This is a genomic window from Paenibacillus sp. GL_099_B (genome assembly GCF_057835695.1).
This window is the reverse complement of the sequence record NZ_CM174430.1, coordinates 1,985,941-2,003,165: the sequence shown is the minus strand read 5'-3', so window position 1 is coordinate 2,003,165 and position 17,225 is coordinate 1,985,941. Positions and strand designations below refer to the sequence as shown.

The following is a 17,225-nucleotide window of genomic DNA, read 5'->3' as shown; positions in this document are numbered from 1 at the left end:
GATATGAGGTGTATCCCATTACACCAGCTTGAACTTACTCTCCAATGTATCGCGGCTATTTGGTCCTACAAAGATGTGGAATGTTCCCTTATCACTGCGATGACTCAAATCGGAATGATGATAACGAAGCTGTTCTTCGTTTAATGTAAATGTAGCCGTACCACTTTCACCCGATGCGAGTGACAGCTTAACATACCCTTTCAGCTCACGCATTGGTCGCACAACTTCACCGGTTACATCACGTACGTACAACTGAACCGTCTCTACGCCAGCACGTTCGCCAGCATTGGTTACACGCACTTGGATTGTCAGAGGTTGATCAGCAGTCATTTCATTGCTTGAAACTTCCAGATCACCATACTCAAACGAGGTGTATGACAAGCCGTAGCCAAATGGAAGCAGTGGATCATTCGGACTATCAATATATTTGGAAACATAACGTTCTTCCGTCTTTTGCGGATTGAGTGGACGTCCTGTATTAAAATGATTGTAATATACCGGTATCTGGCCTACAGATTGCGGGAAGGACATCGTCAGACGCGCAGATGGATTCACCACACCTGTCAATACATCTGCAATGGCCGCTCCACCTTCACTGCCCGGGAACCACGCTTCAAGCACAGCATCGGATTCTTCGAATACACCATGTAAGTCCAGAGGGCGACCGTTGAAAATTACGCTGGCGATTGGTTTACCCGCTGCTTTGAGCTGTTTAACCAATTCCAGTTGAGCTGCTGGCAAACGAATATCCGTACGCGATCCACCTTCACCACTCATTTCGGAATCTTCACCAAGTGCAAGCACGATCAGATCGGCTTTGCTTGCTACTTCAAGCGCTTCAGCAATCTGTTCAGCGGTAATCGTGTGAACGTTGCTGCCTTGAGCCATATGAACTTTCCCGGCAGTAAGACGTTCCTGCAAAGCAGTTCCGAGTTTAACAGCATCCTCTTTGACACCTTCACAGGACCACCATCCGAGAATGTCTTCACTCTGGGCAAAAGGTCCAATTAACGCTACATTGGCTTCTGGCTTCAGCGGAAGAACGTCATTATCATTTTTCAGCAATACTGCCGATTTGGTTGCAAGCTCGTACGATACCTGACGATGTTCTTTCGAGAACACAATCTCGCGCTCACGCTCCGGATCAGCTGCACGCAGTGGATTATCGAACAATCCCAGCTTTTCTTTCAGTTGCAGAATACGCAGCACCGCTTCATCAATGAGCTTTTCTTCCACTTCCCCGTTCTTGATTAACTCTGGCAGATGATGGACATAACAAGGTGTCATCATCTCGATGTCCACTCCTGCACGAATGGCGCGGTATGCGGCTTCACGGTCATCTTCAGCTGCGCCATGAGCAATCATCTCACGAATGGAAGCCCAATCCGAGATCAATACACCATCAAAGCCCCACTCGTCACGCAAAATGTCACGCATCAGCTTCTCATTTCCGCTCGCTGGAATACCTTCTACGGTATTGAACGAAGCCATAACCATTTCGACGCCTGCATCCAGTGCTGCCTTATAAGCCGGTAAATAGTACTCGCGCAAGTTGCGCTCAGACATGTCAACCGTGTTGTAATCACGTCCACCTTCTGCTGCCCCATATGCTGCAAAGTGTTTTACACAAGCAGCCAGACGATCCGGCTCCTCCTTCAAACTGTCGCCCTGATATCCACGTACAAATGCCGCAGAGAATAGACTGTTCAAATAAGGATCTTCGCCTGTTGTCTCCATTACTCGACCCCAGCGCGGATCACGAACAAGATCGACCATCGGTGCAAAAGTGACATGGAGGCCTGATACGGCGGATTCACGTGCTGAGATCTCAGCACTTTTCTCAGCCAGTTCGGTGTCCCATGAACAGCCAATGGCTAGCGGGATGGGGAAAATGGTTTTAAAACCATGCACGACGTCCGCCATGAACAAGAGCGGAATGCCGAGACGGCTTTTTTTCAGGTAAGCTTGCTGTACATCAATAATGGCCTGTGCACCGGACAATCCCAGAATGGAGCCACTGGCATCCACGGACTGCTCCGTGATTCCCATTTCTTCCATTGGACCTGTGATCTGACCTTCAACATTGGTTCCTTCATAAAAGTTAGCGGTCAGCTGAAGCAGCTGGGCCGTTTTTTCTTCCAGAGTCATTTGGTTTACAAGGTCTAGCAACTGTTCGTTATTCATAGACATTATCCTCCACTACATGTTGTTGAAATAAAGAACCCGGCTGCGTTCGGGGAGAGACCGCGCACCGGGTTCGATTGGACGGGACAGACAGAACACACCTGTCATATCCCATCTTGCTAATTACTGAATGATTACTTGAATTCTTTGTTCAGTTCATCCAGATAAGGTTGAACCAGGGACATTTTACTGTTTACCCATTCTTTCCAGTTCGCTTCAAGATCTCCATTTTTGAGGATCAAGTTGGCATATTCATTCTGGTAGTCGAATGAAGCCTGACTTTTAGCTTTGGAATCGTACAGGTTGACATCCCAGTCGTATGTTGCGAGTGATTGACCTTCTGTACCGAGTTTTGCTTTTTCCTCGAACAGCTTCACAGCTCTATCACGGTAATCCTTTTTAATTGCAGGGTTTACAACACTGAAGTCATCACCCAGCAGGTACAGACCTTCGAAACGTGCTGGGTATTTGTCTTCCAGAACAGTTCCTTCTGGCAGCAAACTAACCAGTTCTTTGTTTTCATCATATTTCCAATCTTTACCTTCGAAGCCCATGTTGATGAGCAGTTGTCCTTCTTTGGTAGTCGAGTAGTCGATTAGATCCATGATCCGTTCGAATTTCTCGTCACTGATGTTCGGATTGAAGATCAATGCAGACCAGAAGTTGGCTTGCTCCATGTTACGGTATTTCCCGTCTTCGCCCAATACGATTGCTGTGTGTACCAGGTCATCACTATCTACACCCAGATTCTTTCTCATATCGGAATCCAGACCTTGTCTGTACGAAGCCAGTCCGCCCAGACTTGTTACTGCAGCTGTACCTGTTACTTTGAAGTTGTTTTGACCTTCATTGTTTTTCCATGTGTAGAACTCAGGATTGAGCAAGCCATCTTTGTAGGCTTTTTGCATCAATTTAAGTCCTGTCAGAGTTTCAGGATCTGATGGTCCCCAGTGGAACTGGCCATCTTCTCCTTTATAGAACGGAGAGTCAGTCATGGCATGCACACTGTTCGGCATAATGATATTCGTCATTGCATCTGCCGCATTGTAGGATAGAGGTACAAGTTTGTTGCCCACTTTGCCTGGATCTTTTTCTTTCACAAGCTCAGCGTATTCATTCAATTCAGTAGTTGTATATGCATCTTTTAGTTCGAAACCAACCGCTTCAGCCCAGTCTTTACGAAGCGCAATGACACCAATTTGGTTCGTCAATGGGTCAGCAGGTTTGTTCTCGAAATAGATTGGTCTTGGCAGGACATATGTTCCACCCGTCAGTTCTTCCAGCTTGTCTCCAAGACCGGTCAACTTGTAGGCTGCTGCCACGTTAGGCCAGCGTTCTTTCCAGTCATCCGGGAATTTGTAGAACAGGCCTTGATCAATACTGTTCATGGCATCGCCATGCACGTAGTTCCATACTGCTACATCCGGCAAATCGCCAGAGTTGATCCACAGACGAAGCTTCTCGCCCCATGAATCCCAATCGATATAGTTGTAATCCCATGTTACATTGAACTTGTCTGTCCAGAATTTGTGGAAGTCATTATCCAAGTTCCCGTTTTTGATTTCTGTCAGGTTAGCTACAGAGATGGTCAGGTTGTCTTTGTAATTTCCCTCTGCATCTTTTTCGTTACCACCTGAAGCTCCTTGGCTGGAACAAGCGGTCACCATCAGCATAACTACACTAAGCGTGATGGCAAAGAGAGCTCTTACTGACAACTTTTTGTTCGTTTTCATGTTTTACCCCCATGTTTTTTAGTAGAATTTTAATGCAAAATCCTATACGTATAATCAGGTCTTGATAGCCCCTGTTAATACCCCTTTGGCAAAGTGTTTTTGCAGCATTGGGAAGAAACACATAATTGGTACCATGGTGACAAATACTGCCGCCATCTTCATACCCATTGAGAAATTGCTTGCTTGGGCAGCATCCACACTGGATGCATTGGATGCGTTCGTCTGGGATGTGACGATAATGTTTCTGAGTACATTCTGGAGCGGTAACTGATCCGCTTTTCGAAGGAATATCATCGCATCGTACCAACTGTTCCAGTAAGCCACACCGTAGAACAACGTGATTGTAGCCATAATTGGTGTAGCCAGCGGAAGAACAACTGAGAACAGGATTCTCCACTCTCCTGCTCCATCCAATCTCGCCGATTCCATCAGCGATTCAGGCAAGGTATAGAAGTAGTTCATCATCAGAATCATGTTGAAAGCACTGAAGCTTCCCGCCAGGATAACGGACCACAGCGTACCTGTAAGGTGAAGTGATTTCATGATCAGGTACAGCGGTACAATACCACCATTAAAGATCATGGTGAACAGTACTAGGAAAAAGAGAAATTTCTTGAACGGAAATTTGTTGCGACTAAGGCCATATGCCATGCTTGTTGTCAGGAACAAGCTGAGTGGCAAACCGATGACTAGCAAAATAATTGTATTTTTGTACCCCGACAGAATCGTTCCGTCAGCGAACAACGCCTTATAGGAATCCAATGTCCATTCTTTAGGGAACATCAAAAATGGATTGTCAGCATATTCTTTTTGTGTTGCGAACGAGATCATGATGACATTCCAGAACGGAATCAGAATCATCAGGGCAAGCACAAGTAAAATGGCGAAAATAATGTAATCGAGAAATGTCATTTTTTCTGTACCAATTCTCGGTTTTTTGTTAGACTTCTTACTCATTTCATTTTTCCTCCTCTCTTATCGGAACAAACCGTCTCCGCCAAGCCACTTGGCAAATCTGTCTGCGAGAAGCAGCAAGACCATATTCACGAGGGAGCGGAACAAGCTGACCGCTGTCGAGAATGAGAAGTCCGTTGAGGACTGGAACGTAATCCGATAGATATATACATCCAATACTTCCGATACATTTTTAGTTGCGGCATTTGCCAAGTTGAAGATCTGGTCGAAACCGGAAGACATCAATCCACCAACCGACAGAATGAACATGACGGTGATTGTTGGAAGAATGTTTGGCAATGTAATCTTGAACATCTGCTGCATACGGGAAGCGCCGTCAATCTGCGCCGATTCATACTGATCCTGATCAATACCGGAAATGGCAGCCAGGAAGATAATCGCACCCCATCCACTTGATTTCCAAATATCCGTCAACAGCAGCATCGGTACAAAGTTGGACTCGGAACCAAGGAAGTTAATAGTTGGCAATCCAAGCAAACCAAGTGCGCTGTTTACCAGTCCGTCATAAGCCAGGACGTTGATGACTACCCCGGATACGATGATCCATGAAAGGAAGTGAGGGAACGTAAGAACCGTCTGGAACCACTTTTTCCCTCTGCGCATCCGCAATTCATTCAGCAACAGGGCAAGAATAATCGGGAACGGGAACTGAATAATCAGTTTTAGAATGTTGATGTACAGCGTACGCCATACCGCGTCAATAAAGGTTGGATCCCGGAAAACGTATTTGAAATTCTCAAATCCGCTCCATGGGCTTCCCCAAATCCCCAGGTTCGCCTTATAGTCTTTAAACGCAAGAGACAGGCCACCCATTGGCATGTAGGCAAACAGGATCAGCCAGACGAGCCCTGGAATAAGCAGGGTGTACGTCATTCTGTGCTTCCAGATTTCACTCCAGAGCGAATTGCCTTTCAAGTTTCCCTTCAGCTTTTTGCTAGGTCCTTCGGCTGCAGGTTTCAAATTGCATCTCCTCACTCTACTTTGGTCTTGTCGTTATACAGAAAATCAAACATTGTTCTCAGGTGTTGCTCCCAGAATCTCCATTCATGGGTGCCCGGTGTCTCCACATACCGAAACTTAAAGTCCGTCTCCTGCATGTATTCCGCGAATTTGCGATTCATATCCACAAAGGGATCGATGTCACCACAACAACTCAGAATATCCGGTAAATTTCCACCTTGCTTCAACAGCTTTGCAGACAGTGCGTATAGGTCCTGATCGGGTTTTACCTGTAACCGTTCTCCAAAAACCGCTTTCATTTCCTTGATCATGCCTGATGGCATCTCCGGATCATGAAGCCGGGTCTGAATATCAGTTACACCTGATAAGGACACCGCCTTGCGATACCTCTCGGGATATGTCAGTGCACATTTCAATGCACCGTACCCACCCATGGATAGACCGGCGACGAAAGTCTTGGCCGGGTCTGTATTGAGATTGAGCTGACGCCTGCAGAATTCAGGCAGCTCCTGAGTGATGTAATGGAAGTAATTCAGGCCGTATTCCATATCGGTGTAATAGCTTCGGTTCGCTTCTGGCATAATGATGGTACAGCCATATTGCTCTGCGTACATTTCAATTGTAGTCAAACGTTGCCATGTACTTGCATTATCACCTGCACCATGCAGCAAATATAGCGTACCGCCTGAAGTGTCTCCGGAGTCACTGGACACTACATGTATGCTTGTATTCATGCATAACGTAGGCGATCCGGTTTCGATCGTTATATGCGCCATATGTAACCCCTTTCATCGTCGGCTGCTGTCTGTAAACTTCTATTTCTCTGCCTTTTTGTTGCAACTTCCAGTGATTCCCCCGTATTTCGCTTGGTTATCGAAACGATTTTCTCGAATCGTTTCAAAACATAGCCAACGTTGATTTACTTGGACTTGATTACAACACTTTTTACGTGGAAGCGATTTCTTCGAATCGTTTCGAATAAATCATAATCCCGAAGTGCAAACCCTGTCAATAACCTTTTTACAAATTTCGCGCTTTTTTCTCAAAAAACTGATTTTTCGTGATAAAATTTGCGTCAAAAGGCACTTCTAATGTAAAACAATATCCTATAAGTAATCGTTTACACATCTTCATTGACATTGAACCGAGTTTGTACTAACATAAGTTCTAATTTTTGATCCAGATTGCGGAAACGTTTCACCAACAGCAAAAATTCTTCTTTTTTTGAAAGGATGTTAAGATGTCGAGTATTATTAATTCTTTTGTTCATCATATAGATGAGCAGCAGTTAAACGTTCATTCTGTTCGGGTATTGCAGAAAGGGGTTACAATCGGAGCGTGGGATCGCACCAGTGATATGCGCCGTTTACAGCATTCCGTCAGCAAATCGTTTACCTGTATGGCGATTGGATTGGCTTTGGATGAAGGCACACTTACACTTGAATCCAGACTCGGTGACTATTTCACATCACCAACACCTGCTTCTCATTTAACAGCCTTCCCTCCTGCAGATCTCACCCTGTATGATTTGCTACGGATGTCCTCGGGGCATGACGTACCCGTGTTATGGGCAGAAGAGCGAGCCACCCTTCCTGAGAAAGATTGGGCGAAATATTACATGTCCCTTCCTTTGAACAGAGTTCCTGGTGAAACGTTTACATACAGCAGTGCAGATACGTTTATGATCTCCGCCATGTTTCAGGCTGCCACCGATCAAACCGTTAAGGACTATCTGATTCCCCGGCTATTCGAGCCACTGGGTATTACGAATGTAGAGTGGGAGACTTCTCCCTTGGGCATTACATTGGGCTGTGCGGGCCTGCAGCTCACCAACGAGGAATTAGGTAGATTCGGTCAACTGTTGCTTCAGGAGGGCCACTGGAATGGCAAGCAGCTCATTCCTACGGAATGGATCCGATTAGCGACAACACAACAGATCCCTACACCAGGAGACGGCGACTGGGGACAAGGTTATGGATATCAATTCTGGAGATGTTCCCATAACGCTTACCGTGCTGATGGCGCCAATGGTCAACTATGCGTTGTCCTACCTACACTGGAGTCCGTCGTTGCCATCAATAGTGATGAACAAAATATGCAAGCCATTCTTGATAATGTTTGGTCGGATATATTGCCTATTCTGGAGGGGAACATTTGAATATACGAGCAGCCACTCAGGCAGATTATGCGGAGTTGAGAAACATTTATCTTGAGTCGCGACATGCCCGATTTCACTGGGCTAATCCGGAAGAACTGTCCCTGCAGGATTTTGATACTGACACCGTAGAAGAATATATTATCGTGGCTGAAAATGAAGAAGGACAACTTCTCGGCTTCGCTTCGCTATACCTTCCCGACAACTTTATCCACCACCTTTTTGTCCATCCCGGTTTTATTGGCATAGGTGTAGGAGCGCGTTTACTTGAGGCATCCATTGCAAACATGGAACAACCGATTCGATTGAAGTGTGTATCGGAGAATCATAACGCTATGGGCTTTTATGAGCGCCAAGGTTGGAAAAAAGTCATTGAAGAAGGTACAGCCGGGGAAAAATATTGGGTGATGGAGTACGACACTAATAGCTGATCTCCTTCGTTTAATCCCGGTAAAATAGAAGTGGAAATGGTTTTTTTCACACAAAAAAAGTATCATGACCTTCAGAGGTCATGATACTTTTTATTTTACCCGTGCTGTGGAAGCTGGGTCATTTCATCTAAACATTGTGCGCATATGTAACGCTCTTTGAACTCATTGACTTCTTCCATCGATCCACAAAAAATACATTTTGGACGGTATCTCTCTAGAATGATATGGTCCCCTTGTACTAAGATCTCTACAGGATCTCCCTCATTCATTTGATACCTTTTACGCAAAGATTTAGGCAATACGATCCTACCCAATTGGTCAACTTTGCGAACGACTCCAGCTGGCTTCATAGCTACGGCACACCTCTCCTATCTTACTCTAAATTTCTAGGTACATTTGTACTATGTTTATTAATTCGCCAAGATTTTGTCGAATCCTGCTGGAAATAAACATTTTTTGTCCTTTTTTTTGAAAAATGTTTTTTTAGCGAATTCTAACCGTCACTTATACGCGAATCGGATTAATCCAGACCCGGGAAATTAAGTTGACGCAATGCCTCATACACAATGATTGCTGCTGAGTTTGACAAGTTCAAAGATCTGACATCACCTGTCATTGGCATCTTCATACAAGTATCTGGATTAGCAGCAATTAATTCTGGAGGAAGGCCTTTTGTCTCCTTACCGAACACTAGAAAATCTCCATCCTGAAAATTAAAATCGCTATAACGGTTCTTCGCCTTCGTGGTTGCGTAGAAGAAACGCCCTTCAGGATACTGTTCCTGAACCTCGGCAAACGAATCATGATATTCAATATGAACGGCATGCCAGTAATCCAGACCCGCGCGTTTCAGTGTGGCATCATCCGTACGGAATCCGAGTGGACGCACGAGATGCAAATGTGTGCCGGTAGCCGCACATGTACGAGAAATATTTCCTGTATTTGCCGGAATCTCCGGTTCAACCAGAACGATATGTAAAGCCATATGTGTTCAATCTCCTTTTCATTTCATGTAAACAACAATTCTCTAATCTTAAAGAAAAGCCCTCCACACGTCAATGTGGAAGGCTCTGGTAAAGCACAAGTGTGAATGCTTGAATTCACAACTCGCTGCCAGGTTATTTATCCATTTGTCTTCTGGAAGTGGCTCATGAAGTCCGTAAGTGCTTTAACACTTTCATATGGAGCAGCATTGTAAATGGAAGCACGCAGGCCACCCACACTCCGATGCCCTTTCAGACCAACAAAACCTTCTTGCTCCGAAGCCTTGATAAACTGTTTCTCCAATTCCTCGTTAGCCAGGCGGAAGGTCACATTCATCAGGGAACGATCTGCCGGATCTACACAACCACGGTAGAAGTCTCCGGAGGAATCGATGACATTATAGAGCAAATCTGCTTTCTTCACGTTCTTCTGTTCAATTCCAGCCAATCCGCCTTGTTCCTCGATCCATTTCAGAACCTCATTCACCATGTATACGGAGAAAGACGGTGGTGTATTATAGAGAGAATTGTTGTCCACATGTGTACTATAACGAAGAATCGTCGGAATCGTTTTAGGAGATTCACTAACCAGTTCTTCGCGAGCAATAACTACCGTAATCCCTGATGGGCCCAGGTTCTTCTGTGCACCTGCATAGATCATGCCGAATTGATTAAGATCAAACGGTTTGCAGAAGATGTCACTCGACATGTCGGCAATAAGTGGAACTGAACCGGTATCCGGGAATGACTTGAATTGCGTTCCCTCAATTGTTTCGTTAGACGTCAAATGAACATAGGCTGTGCGATCCGAGAAGCTAAGATTCGACACATCCGGCAATTTCATGTATTTATCCGCTTCGGAAGATGCAGCGACCTGCGTCTCCCCAATCAGTTTCGCCTCAGACAGTGCCTTCTTGGCCCAGCTGCCTGTCATGACGTAACTGGCTGTCTGCCCTTCCCCGAGCAGGTTCATCGGCAGCATGGCGAACTGAGTGCTGGCTCCGCCCTGCAGGAAGAGGACCTTGTATCCTTTGGGGTTGCCTAGCAGAGACAACAAGCGCTCCTGAGCTTCATTATGTACAGATTCATACACCGCTCCACGGTGAGACATCTCCATAATCGACATCCCTGTATTCCGAAAATCAACAAATTCTGCCTGAGCACGCTCCAGAACCTCAAGTGGCAACGCCGCAGGTCCTGCATTAAAATTATACGCTCTCTTTGTCACAAAATCCCCCGCCCTTTCCATCCGTAGCTGACATATGAAGTGAATATTATCGCTATGATATCAGTATTCCCTATCTGCTTCAAGGGCAATAAGCACCGAAGCTGCGAATCAGGGTTATCAAATTCCTTTATCACCCTGCAAAGTTAATGCACTACATCGCTTAATTCAAGGAAAAGCCTCCGAGAGCGAGTCCCGGAGGCTTTACATTGGGAACAGTTTCTGTTCCGACCGGATTAGCAGTCGAAGTAGAGGCTGTACTCATGCGGATGAATGCGAATTGCTACTGCTTTCGCTTCGTCACGTTTGAGGTTGATGTAGTTTTCAATGAATTCTTTCGTGAAGACGCCGCCTTCAGTCAAGAATTCGTTGTCCGCTGCCAGAGCGTCAAGCGCTTCTTCCAGGGAAGCTGGCACACTGCGGATATTTTCTTTGTCTGCATCAGACAAATCATAAATGTTTTTGTCGAGCGGACCATATCCAAGCTCAGTAGGGTTGATTTTGCGTTTGATACCATCCAGACCCGCCATCAGCATTGCGGAGAACGCCAGGTAAGGGTTAGCTGTGGAGTCCGGTGTACGGAACTCGATACGACAGCCTTTCGGTGTCACAGCTGCAACCGGAATACGTACTGCTGCCGAACGGTTACCTTTGGAGTAAACCAGGTTAACCGGTGCTTCATAACCAGGTACGAGACGTTTGAATGAGTTCGTACTAGGGTTAGTCAAAGCAATCAGAGCTGGTGCGTGGTACAAAATTCCTCCGATGTAGTGCAAAGCCATTTCGCTCAGGTTCGCATATCCCGCTTTGTCATAGAACAATGGGGAATCGCCATCGAAGATGGATTGGTGAACGTGCATTCCGCTACCGTTGTCACCAAACAGTGGTTTTGGCATGAATGTTGCAACTTTACCATATTGACGTGCAGTGTTATGCACGATGTATTTGTATACAAGCAGGTTATCTGCTGTTTTCTTCAACGTATCAAAACGGAAGTTGATTTCGGCTTGACCTGCTGTCGCCACTTCATGGTGGTGACGCTCGATCGAGAGACCCGCTTCTTCCAAAATGCGACACATTTCACTACGAATATCTTGTTGTGTATCCACTGGAGCTACAGGAACATATCCGCCTTTAGTGCGAACTTTGAATCCCAGGTTACCGCCGTCTTCCTTGCGGTTTGTGTTCCATGAAGCTTCTTCGGAATCTACGAAATAGGAAGAGCTGTTCGTGCCGCTCTCATAACGTACATCGTCGAAGATGAAGAATTCGGATTCAGGTGCGAAGAATGCTGCTGTACCTACTCCGCTTTCTTTTAGGAACTCTTCCGCTTTGACTGCGATACCGCGTGGGTCACGCTCATAACGCTCGCCATCCGGAGTGAAGATATCACACATAACATTCAATGTAGGGTGTGCTGTGAACGGATCGACATAAGTCGCTTCAGGATCTGGAATCATAACCATATCGGACTCTTCAATTCCGCGGAAACCTTGAATAGAAGAACCATCAAAGGCTACTCCATTTACAAAAGTGTCTGCGTCAACTGCCGAAGCTGGTAACGAGATGTGGTGCGCACGACCGGATAAATCTACAAAACGAAAATCTACCCACTCGATGTTGTTCTCTTGAATTGATTTCAATACGTTTTCAACCGACATGTATTCGTCCTCCCAAATATTCCGAACATTAAACAACCCCGCTAAGAAAATGTCCATATTCGAATTTTTTTCTGTCGTCATTATAAAATCTCAAATGTGACATCGTCAATACTTATGTAAGGTATTTTTTGCGACTATGTAAGCTATGCTTACATTTTATAAACCTATTTATTTCACTTAACAACGTAAATATACTACATTTAACTAGTTTAATGCGGTAAAGCAGGGGTATATTTACCCTAAATTATGGAAATAACATTACATCATAAATGTTTCTTATCACCTATGATTAATAAATGCGTTCAAAGCTCCAAATAACATAAAAACCGGACATTTTGTCCTAGCCCCATTCTCATTGAACGAAGTCAGGACAGATGCCCGGATGATATATATTACCTATATTATGATGATCAGTTATACGCCAACTCGTGCCGGAAAGAACTCCGCCGGTTGTTTGGCTGTGTTGAATGTTTTACCGACGATTGGTGCCAATTTCTCCAGATCCTGAAGCAGGTTGGCAAATTGGTCAGGGAACAGAGACTGCACGCCGTCACCCGTCATGGAGTTATCCGGGTCCGTATGCATTTCGATAATTAGGCCGTTAGCACCAGCAGCAACAGAAGCCTTCGTCATCGGTTCAACCAGTTCACGTCGACCAGTACCATGACTTGGGTCCGAAATGACTGGCAGATGACTGAGAGACTGCAGGACAGGGATGGCCGACAGGTCGAGCGTATTGCGTGTGTAGGATTCGAATGTACGAATACCACGCTCACACAACATTACATTCGGGTTGCCACCCGCAAGAATGTATTCCGCCGCATTCAACAGCTCATCATAAGTTGCACTGAAACCACGTTTCAGCAATACCGGTTTGCCACACTCACCCAACTTGCGCAGCAAATCGAAGTTCTGCATGTTACGTGTACCTACTTGCAGAATGTCTGCGTACTCGGCACAAATATCCACATATTCAGGCGTCATGACTTCTGTAATGGTTAACAGGTCATGTTTCTTGCCTGCTTCTGCCATCATGATCAGACCTTCAACACCCGTTCCCTGGAAGCTGTATGGACCTGTACGTGGCTTAAATGCACCACCGCGTAGCACCTGTCCACCGGCAGCCTTAACCAGTCCGGCAATCTCATCAATCTGTGCGGCTGATTCAACCGCACAAGGTCCGCCCATAACGACGAGTTCTTTCCCGCCAATGTCTACTCCTTTGATGGAGATCACGGTATCTTGAGGATGGAAGTCACGGCTTGCTAATTTGTAGGACTTCGAAATCTTGACGACATTCTCCACACCTTTCATTTGACGGAGATGCTCAGCCATTTTCGGCTCTACTTTACCAATCAAACCAATGATGGTGCGGTCCTCTCCACGCGAGATATGAACCTGAAGCCCTTCCTTTTCAATTGTAGCGACGATATCCTGAATATGTTCCTCCGGAGTAGCTTTACCTGCAATAACGATCATTATAAATCCCATCCTTCCTTGTATGAGAGCGCCTTAAGCGCGTCTGATTTAATCTCCAAAACTCTTCTTCGCTTAAACGCTTGTTCGCTTTCAAGCTTTTATCCACTAAAGTAAATATAACATATTCACCCTTTTCAGTCAAGCCGACTCTTATCCCCCTCAAAAAAAAGAATCCTGCAGTCAGTCACCGGATTTCGGCTCTGTACTGCAAGATTCTTATATTAATGTTCGTTTACGTCGTACGAGTCTTTTCCCTTACAGGAGGTAGCAGTTTGCTCATATTCACCGTACGCTTGATTTCCCATGTTTCCGGCTTGTCATGTTCATACTGCTCCAGATACAGGATGACTTCCTTCGTGATGGGTGTTGGCGTTGAAGCGCCTGAAGTAACCGCCACCTTATTCACACCTTTCAGCCATTCCTGCTGAATCTCCGCCACATCTGATACACGATATGCCGTTACACCCGCAATTTCCTCCGATACTTGTGCAAGCCGGTTGGAGTTATTACTGCGAGGATCACCTACAACGATGACCAGATCTGCCTGCCCTGCCTGTTCAGCAACAGCTTCCTGACGGACTTGGGTAGCCAAGCATATCTCATTATGAATCTCTGCGCCTGGATACTTCTCCAGAAGACGGCTCATAATGTGTTTAATGTCCCATTGGCTCATCGTTGTCTGATTCGTAATAAGGATTTTACCGGGAGGTACGTTCAGTCCGTCAATCTCCTCTTCCTGCTCGATCAGATGAACATGATTGGGTGCAACACCAACCGCACCTTCAGGCTCTGGATGGTTCCTTTTCCCAATATAGATAATGTCGTATCCTTCAGCCGTCTTCTCCCGAATAAGGTCATGGGTTTTGGTTACATCCGGACAAGTTGCATCCACTGTAGTCAGGCCTTTATCACGTGCCATCTTACGCACTTCCGGAGATACACCATGGGCCGTAAAGATCACTGTTCCAGTCTCTACCTGGCTCAAAATATCAATCCGATTCGGTCCGTCCAGTGTAATAATGCCCTCATCTTCAAAAGAGTCCGTCACATGTTGATTATGCACAATCATACCCAATATATAAATAGGCCGTGGTAGGTCCAGATTGCGTGCCGCCTGGCGCGCGAGCACCATCGCATCCACAACTCCGTAACAATATCCCCGCGGCGAAATTCGTAGTACTTCCACTTGGTTGCCACCCGCTTTCTTTCTCGGCAAAGATAGCCGATGTAATTGCAGTCCAGTCTATTATAACCTTATTCGATAGGCGGAGCAAAGACAACCGGCAACCAAATGATAAAGGTCGTTCCTTCTCCACGTCTGGTTACAACCTCGACAGATCCTTGGTGTTCCTCAATGATCCACTTCGCGATCGATAATCCCAGACCTATACCTGGTGTGGCACCGCGGGATTCATCCGCCCGATAGAACCGGTCAAAGATAAACGGAACTTCATCCCTATCCATTCCGATCCCCGTATCACTGATTCGCAGTCCTACCTGACCTTTATAAAGTATCGCATCAAGCGTAACCGAACCATCTGGAGTGTACTTGAAAGCATTCTCGATAAAAATAAACAGCATCTGCTGCAAATAGTCCTTGCTGCCGTTCACATATATGCCATTCAGAATCGATAGATCCCCTGGACGCCAGTCTGCCTGATGATCAAGGAATTGCGATCTGCGAGCCACTTCCTGCACCAAAATTTGCAACGGGATCGGATTCAGTTCGATTTTCTGTCCTGTATCGGCTCTGGCCAAAGACAGCATGTCACTAATCAGCCTGCTCATGCGTTTGCCTTCATCCGCCATATCCTCTATCGCTTCGAGCGACATTTGTTTAACCGTTTCTTCGTCCAAATTCGGTCGGTCCGTGCTCTCCTGATCCCACAGCTTCTTAAGGAAGTCCACATTGCCACGGATCGTGGTCAGCGGTGTACGCAGCTCATGCGAGGCATCAGACACAAATCTGCGCTGAGCTTTATTCGTCTCCTCGAGCCCACGGAATGAAAGTTCTGTTCGTTCAAGCATATTATTGACTGTTTCAATCAGACGTCCAATCTCATCCTTGGGACCCGTGTATTGAATACGCACACTAAGGTCATCCCCGGACTGAATCTGATTGGCGGCATCAATCACATTGACGAGCGGACGCATGGATTTGCGAGCCAGAATCAGACCCGAAGTAATCGCAAGTGCCATCGCTACAAGCCAGCCAAAAACCAGAATATTTCGCAGAGCTTCCAGCAATCGTTCCTGGGAACTAACATTGGCGCCGACTTGAAGGAGTCCCCTTATTTCGTTGGTTCCCTGAAGAGACAGGGGCTGTTGATTCACCAAGAAAGGGGTCCCATTCACATAGATCTTGGATATTCCACGCTTTTTCTGGATCTCATTGGATTTCACAACGGGAAATTGAATCTGAAGCTTCTCCATATTGCCTGAGATTTTACCAGATCTGCTCTGGTAATCCCACAACTGGATGTATATCTGAGCTTCCTGAAGCTGACTTTCCGTAAAAGGGTCCAGGTCCAGCGACTGTGACAGCGGATTGACACCAATCTGATTCGTAATTCGTTCACTTTTATCTTTCAGTTGCTGTTCCACTTCTTGATACGTATTAAAATAAACAAAAGCGTAGATCACAACTCCCCAAAAAATGAGCACGGCTGCCAAGATGCCTGAATACCACGCGGTTAATCTTAACCGAATGGACATGTCAGGAGTCACCTCTCAAAATATAACCGGCTCCCCGGATCGTCTGGATCAAACGTTTGCCGCCGTATTCCTCGGTTTTTTGTCTGAGCATGGCAATATACACTTCGAGCACATTGGATTCACCACTGTAATCATAACCCCAGATTTTATCCATAATCAGATCACGGGACAGCACACGTTTCGGATTTTGCATGAACAGATTCAGCAATTCGAACTCCTTGGCAGTCAGTTCCAGACGCTGACCGTCACGCAACACCTCACGAGAATCATTATCCAGAATAATATCCTCATACATAAGACGATTATCAGGAGTGTCCGCTATATCCGCTTTACGACGCAGTAAGGCACGGACACGAGCTAACAATTCTTCAAGTGCAAACGGCTTCACGAGATAATCATCTGCACCTGTATCCAGCCCAATTACCCGGCTCTGTACTTCATCTTTGGCAGTGAGCATCAGCACGGGAACCTTGCTCCCTGCTTCTCTAAGTCTGCGGCATACTTCAAACCCGTCAATTTGCGGCATCATGACATCAAGAACCACGATATCCGGCTCTTTATCCATCAGCTTACTGAGGCCCTCCGCCCCATTGGAAGCTGTCTGTACATCATATCCTTCAAAAGCAAGTCCCCGCCGAAGCATGGACACGATTTTTTCATCATCATCAACAATCAGAATAGTTGAGCGCATGGTCTTTCTCCTTTATCCTTTAACGTTTTAATC

The 17,225-nt window shown here is 45.9% G+C and carries 15 protein-coding genes; 2 read left to right on the top strand and 13 right to left on the bottom strand.

The window, feature by feature from the left end; all coding sequences use genetic code 11:
• Positions 1-18: 18 nt before the first annotated feature.
• The 5 genes from bglX to AC3ITG_RS09355 all read right to left on the bottom strand — a co-directional run bounded on the left by bglX (position 19) and on the right by AC3ITG_RS09355 (position 6,628).
• The gene (gene bglX / locus AC3ITG_RS09375; protein ID WP_489253547.1) at positions 19-2,184 is read right to left on the bottom strand and encodes a beta-glucosidase BglX; all 2,166 of its coding nucleotides are present in this window, start codon (positions 2,182-2,184) and stop codon (positions 19-21) included.
• Between the two features lie 134 nt (positions 2,185-2,318).
• Positions 2,319-3,917, bottom strand: coding sequence for a type 2 periplasmic-binding domain-containing protein (locus AC3ITG_RS09370; RefSeq protein WP_489253546.1), 1,599 nt, complete (start codon positions 3,915-3,917; stop codon positions 2,319-2,321).
• A 54-nt stretch (positions 3,918-3,971) separates the two neighbouring features.
• Positions 3,972-4,874: a carbohydrate ABC transporter permease gene (locus AC3ITG_RS09365; RefSeq protein ID WP_063564250.1), complete on the bottom strand. Its 903-nt coding sequence runs from the start codon at positions 4,872-4,874 to the stop codon at positions 3,972-3,974.
• Positions 4,875-4,892: 18 nt separating this feature from the next.
• Positions 4,893-5,852 (bottom strand): ABC transporter permease, encoded by a 960-nt coding sequence (locus AC3ITG_RS09360; protein ID WP_063564249.1) that lies wholly within the window; start codon positions 5,850-5,852, stop codon positions 4,893-4,895.
• An 11-nt stretch (positions 5,853-5,863) separates the two neighbouring features.
• Entirely contained in the window at positions 5,864-6,628 is a 765-nt protein-coding gene (locus AC3ITG_RS09355) for an alpha/beta hydrolase (RefSeq protein ID WP_489253545.1), read from the bottom strand.
• 464 nt (positions 6,629-7,092) lie between these two features.
• On the opposite strand from AC3ITG_RS09355, the gene AC3ITG_RS09350 reads away from it, so the two are divergent.
• Together AC3ITG_RS09350 and AC3ITG_RS09345 are read left to right on the top strand one after the other, a co-directional pair.
• On the top strand, positions 7,093-8,010 hold the full coding sequence (locus AC3ITG_RS09350) for a serine hydrolase domain-containing protein (protein WP_413376903.1): 918 nt from the start codon (positions 7,093-7,095) through the stop codon (positions 8,008-8,010).
• Positions 8,007-8,438, top strand: coding sequence for a GNAT family N-acetyltransferase (locus AC3ITG_RS09345; RefSeq protein ID WP_489253544.1), 432 nt, complete (start codon positions 8,007-8,009; stop codon positions 8,436-8,438). The genes AC3ITG_RS09350 and AC3ITG_RS09345 overlap by 4 nt, the downstream gene beginning before the upstream one ends.
• Positions 8,439-8,533: 95 nt before the next feature.
• Here AC3ITG_RS09345 and AC3ITG_RS09340 read toward each other — a convergent pair whose 3' ends face one another.
• The 8 genes from AC3ITG_RS09340 to AC3ITG_RS09305 all read right to left on the bottom strand — a co-directional run bounded on the left by AC3ITG_RS09340 (position 8,534) and on the right by AC3ITG_RS09305 (position 17,192).
• Positions 8,534-8,788, bottom strand: coding sequence for an AbrB/MazE/SpoVT family DNA-binding domain-containing protein (locus AC3ITG_RS09340; RefSeq protein WP_024629045.1), 255 nt, complete (start codon positions 8,786-8,788; stop codon positions 8,534-8,536).
• 170 nt (positions 8,789-8,958) lie between these two features.
• Positions 8,959-9,423 carry a tRNA (uridine(34)/cytosine(34)/5-carboxymethylaminomethyluridine(34)-2'-O)-methyltransferase TrmL gene (gene trmL / locus AC3ITG_RS09335; protein ID WP_053780483.1) on the bottom strand — a complete coding sequence of 155 codons (465 nt, stop codon included), beginning with the start codon at positions 9,421-9,423 and terminating at the stop codon, positions 8,959-8,961.
• A gap of 137 nt (positions 9,424-9,560) precedes the next feature.
• A complete protein-coding gene (gene serC, locus AC3ITG_RS09330; RefSeq protein ID WP_489253543.1) occupies positions 9,561-10,649 on the bottom strand; it encodes a 3-phosphoserine/phosphohydroxythreonine transaminase in 1,089 nt (362 codons plus the stop codon).
• A gap of 233 nt (positions 10,650-10,882) precedes the next feature.
• Positions 10,883-12,307 (bottom strand): type I glutamate--ammonia ligase, encoded by a 1,425-nt coding sequence (gene glnA / locus AC3ITG_RS09325; protein ID WP_413376896.1) that lies wholly within the window; start codon positions 12,305-12,307, stop codon positions 10,883-10,885.
• Positions 12,308-12,721: 414 nt separating this feature from the next.
• On the bottom strand, positions 12,722-13,786 hold the full coding sequence (gene aroF, locus AC3ITG_RS09320) for a 3-deoxy-7-phosphoheptulonate synthase (RefSeq protein WP_063564242.1): 1,065 nt from the start codon (positions 13,784-13,786) through the stop codon (positions 12,722-12,724).
• Between the two features lie 232 nt (positions 13,787-14,018).
• Positions 14,019-14,972, bottom strand: a complete 954-nt coding sequence (locus AC3ITG_RS09315) for a 4-hydroxy-3-methylbut-2-enyl diphosphate reductase (protein WP_413376894.1) — start codon at positions 14,970-14,972, stop codon at positions 14,019-14,021.
• A gap of 68 nt (positions 14,973-15,040) precedes the next feature.
• On the bottom strand, positions 15,041-16,501 hold the full coding sequence (locus tag AC3ITG_RS09310) for a sensor histidine kinase (protein ID WP_063564240.1): 1,461 nt from the start codon (positions 16,499-16,501) through the stop codon (positions 15,041-15,043).
• Position 16,502: 1 nt separating this feature from the next.
• Positions 16,503-17,192, bottom strand: coding sequence for a response regulator transcription factor (locus AC3ITG_RS09305; RefSeq protein ID WP_076289894.1), 690 nt, complete (start codon positions 17,190-17,192; stop codon positions 16,503-16,505).
• Positions 17,193-17,225 lie beyond the last annotated feature (33 nt).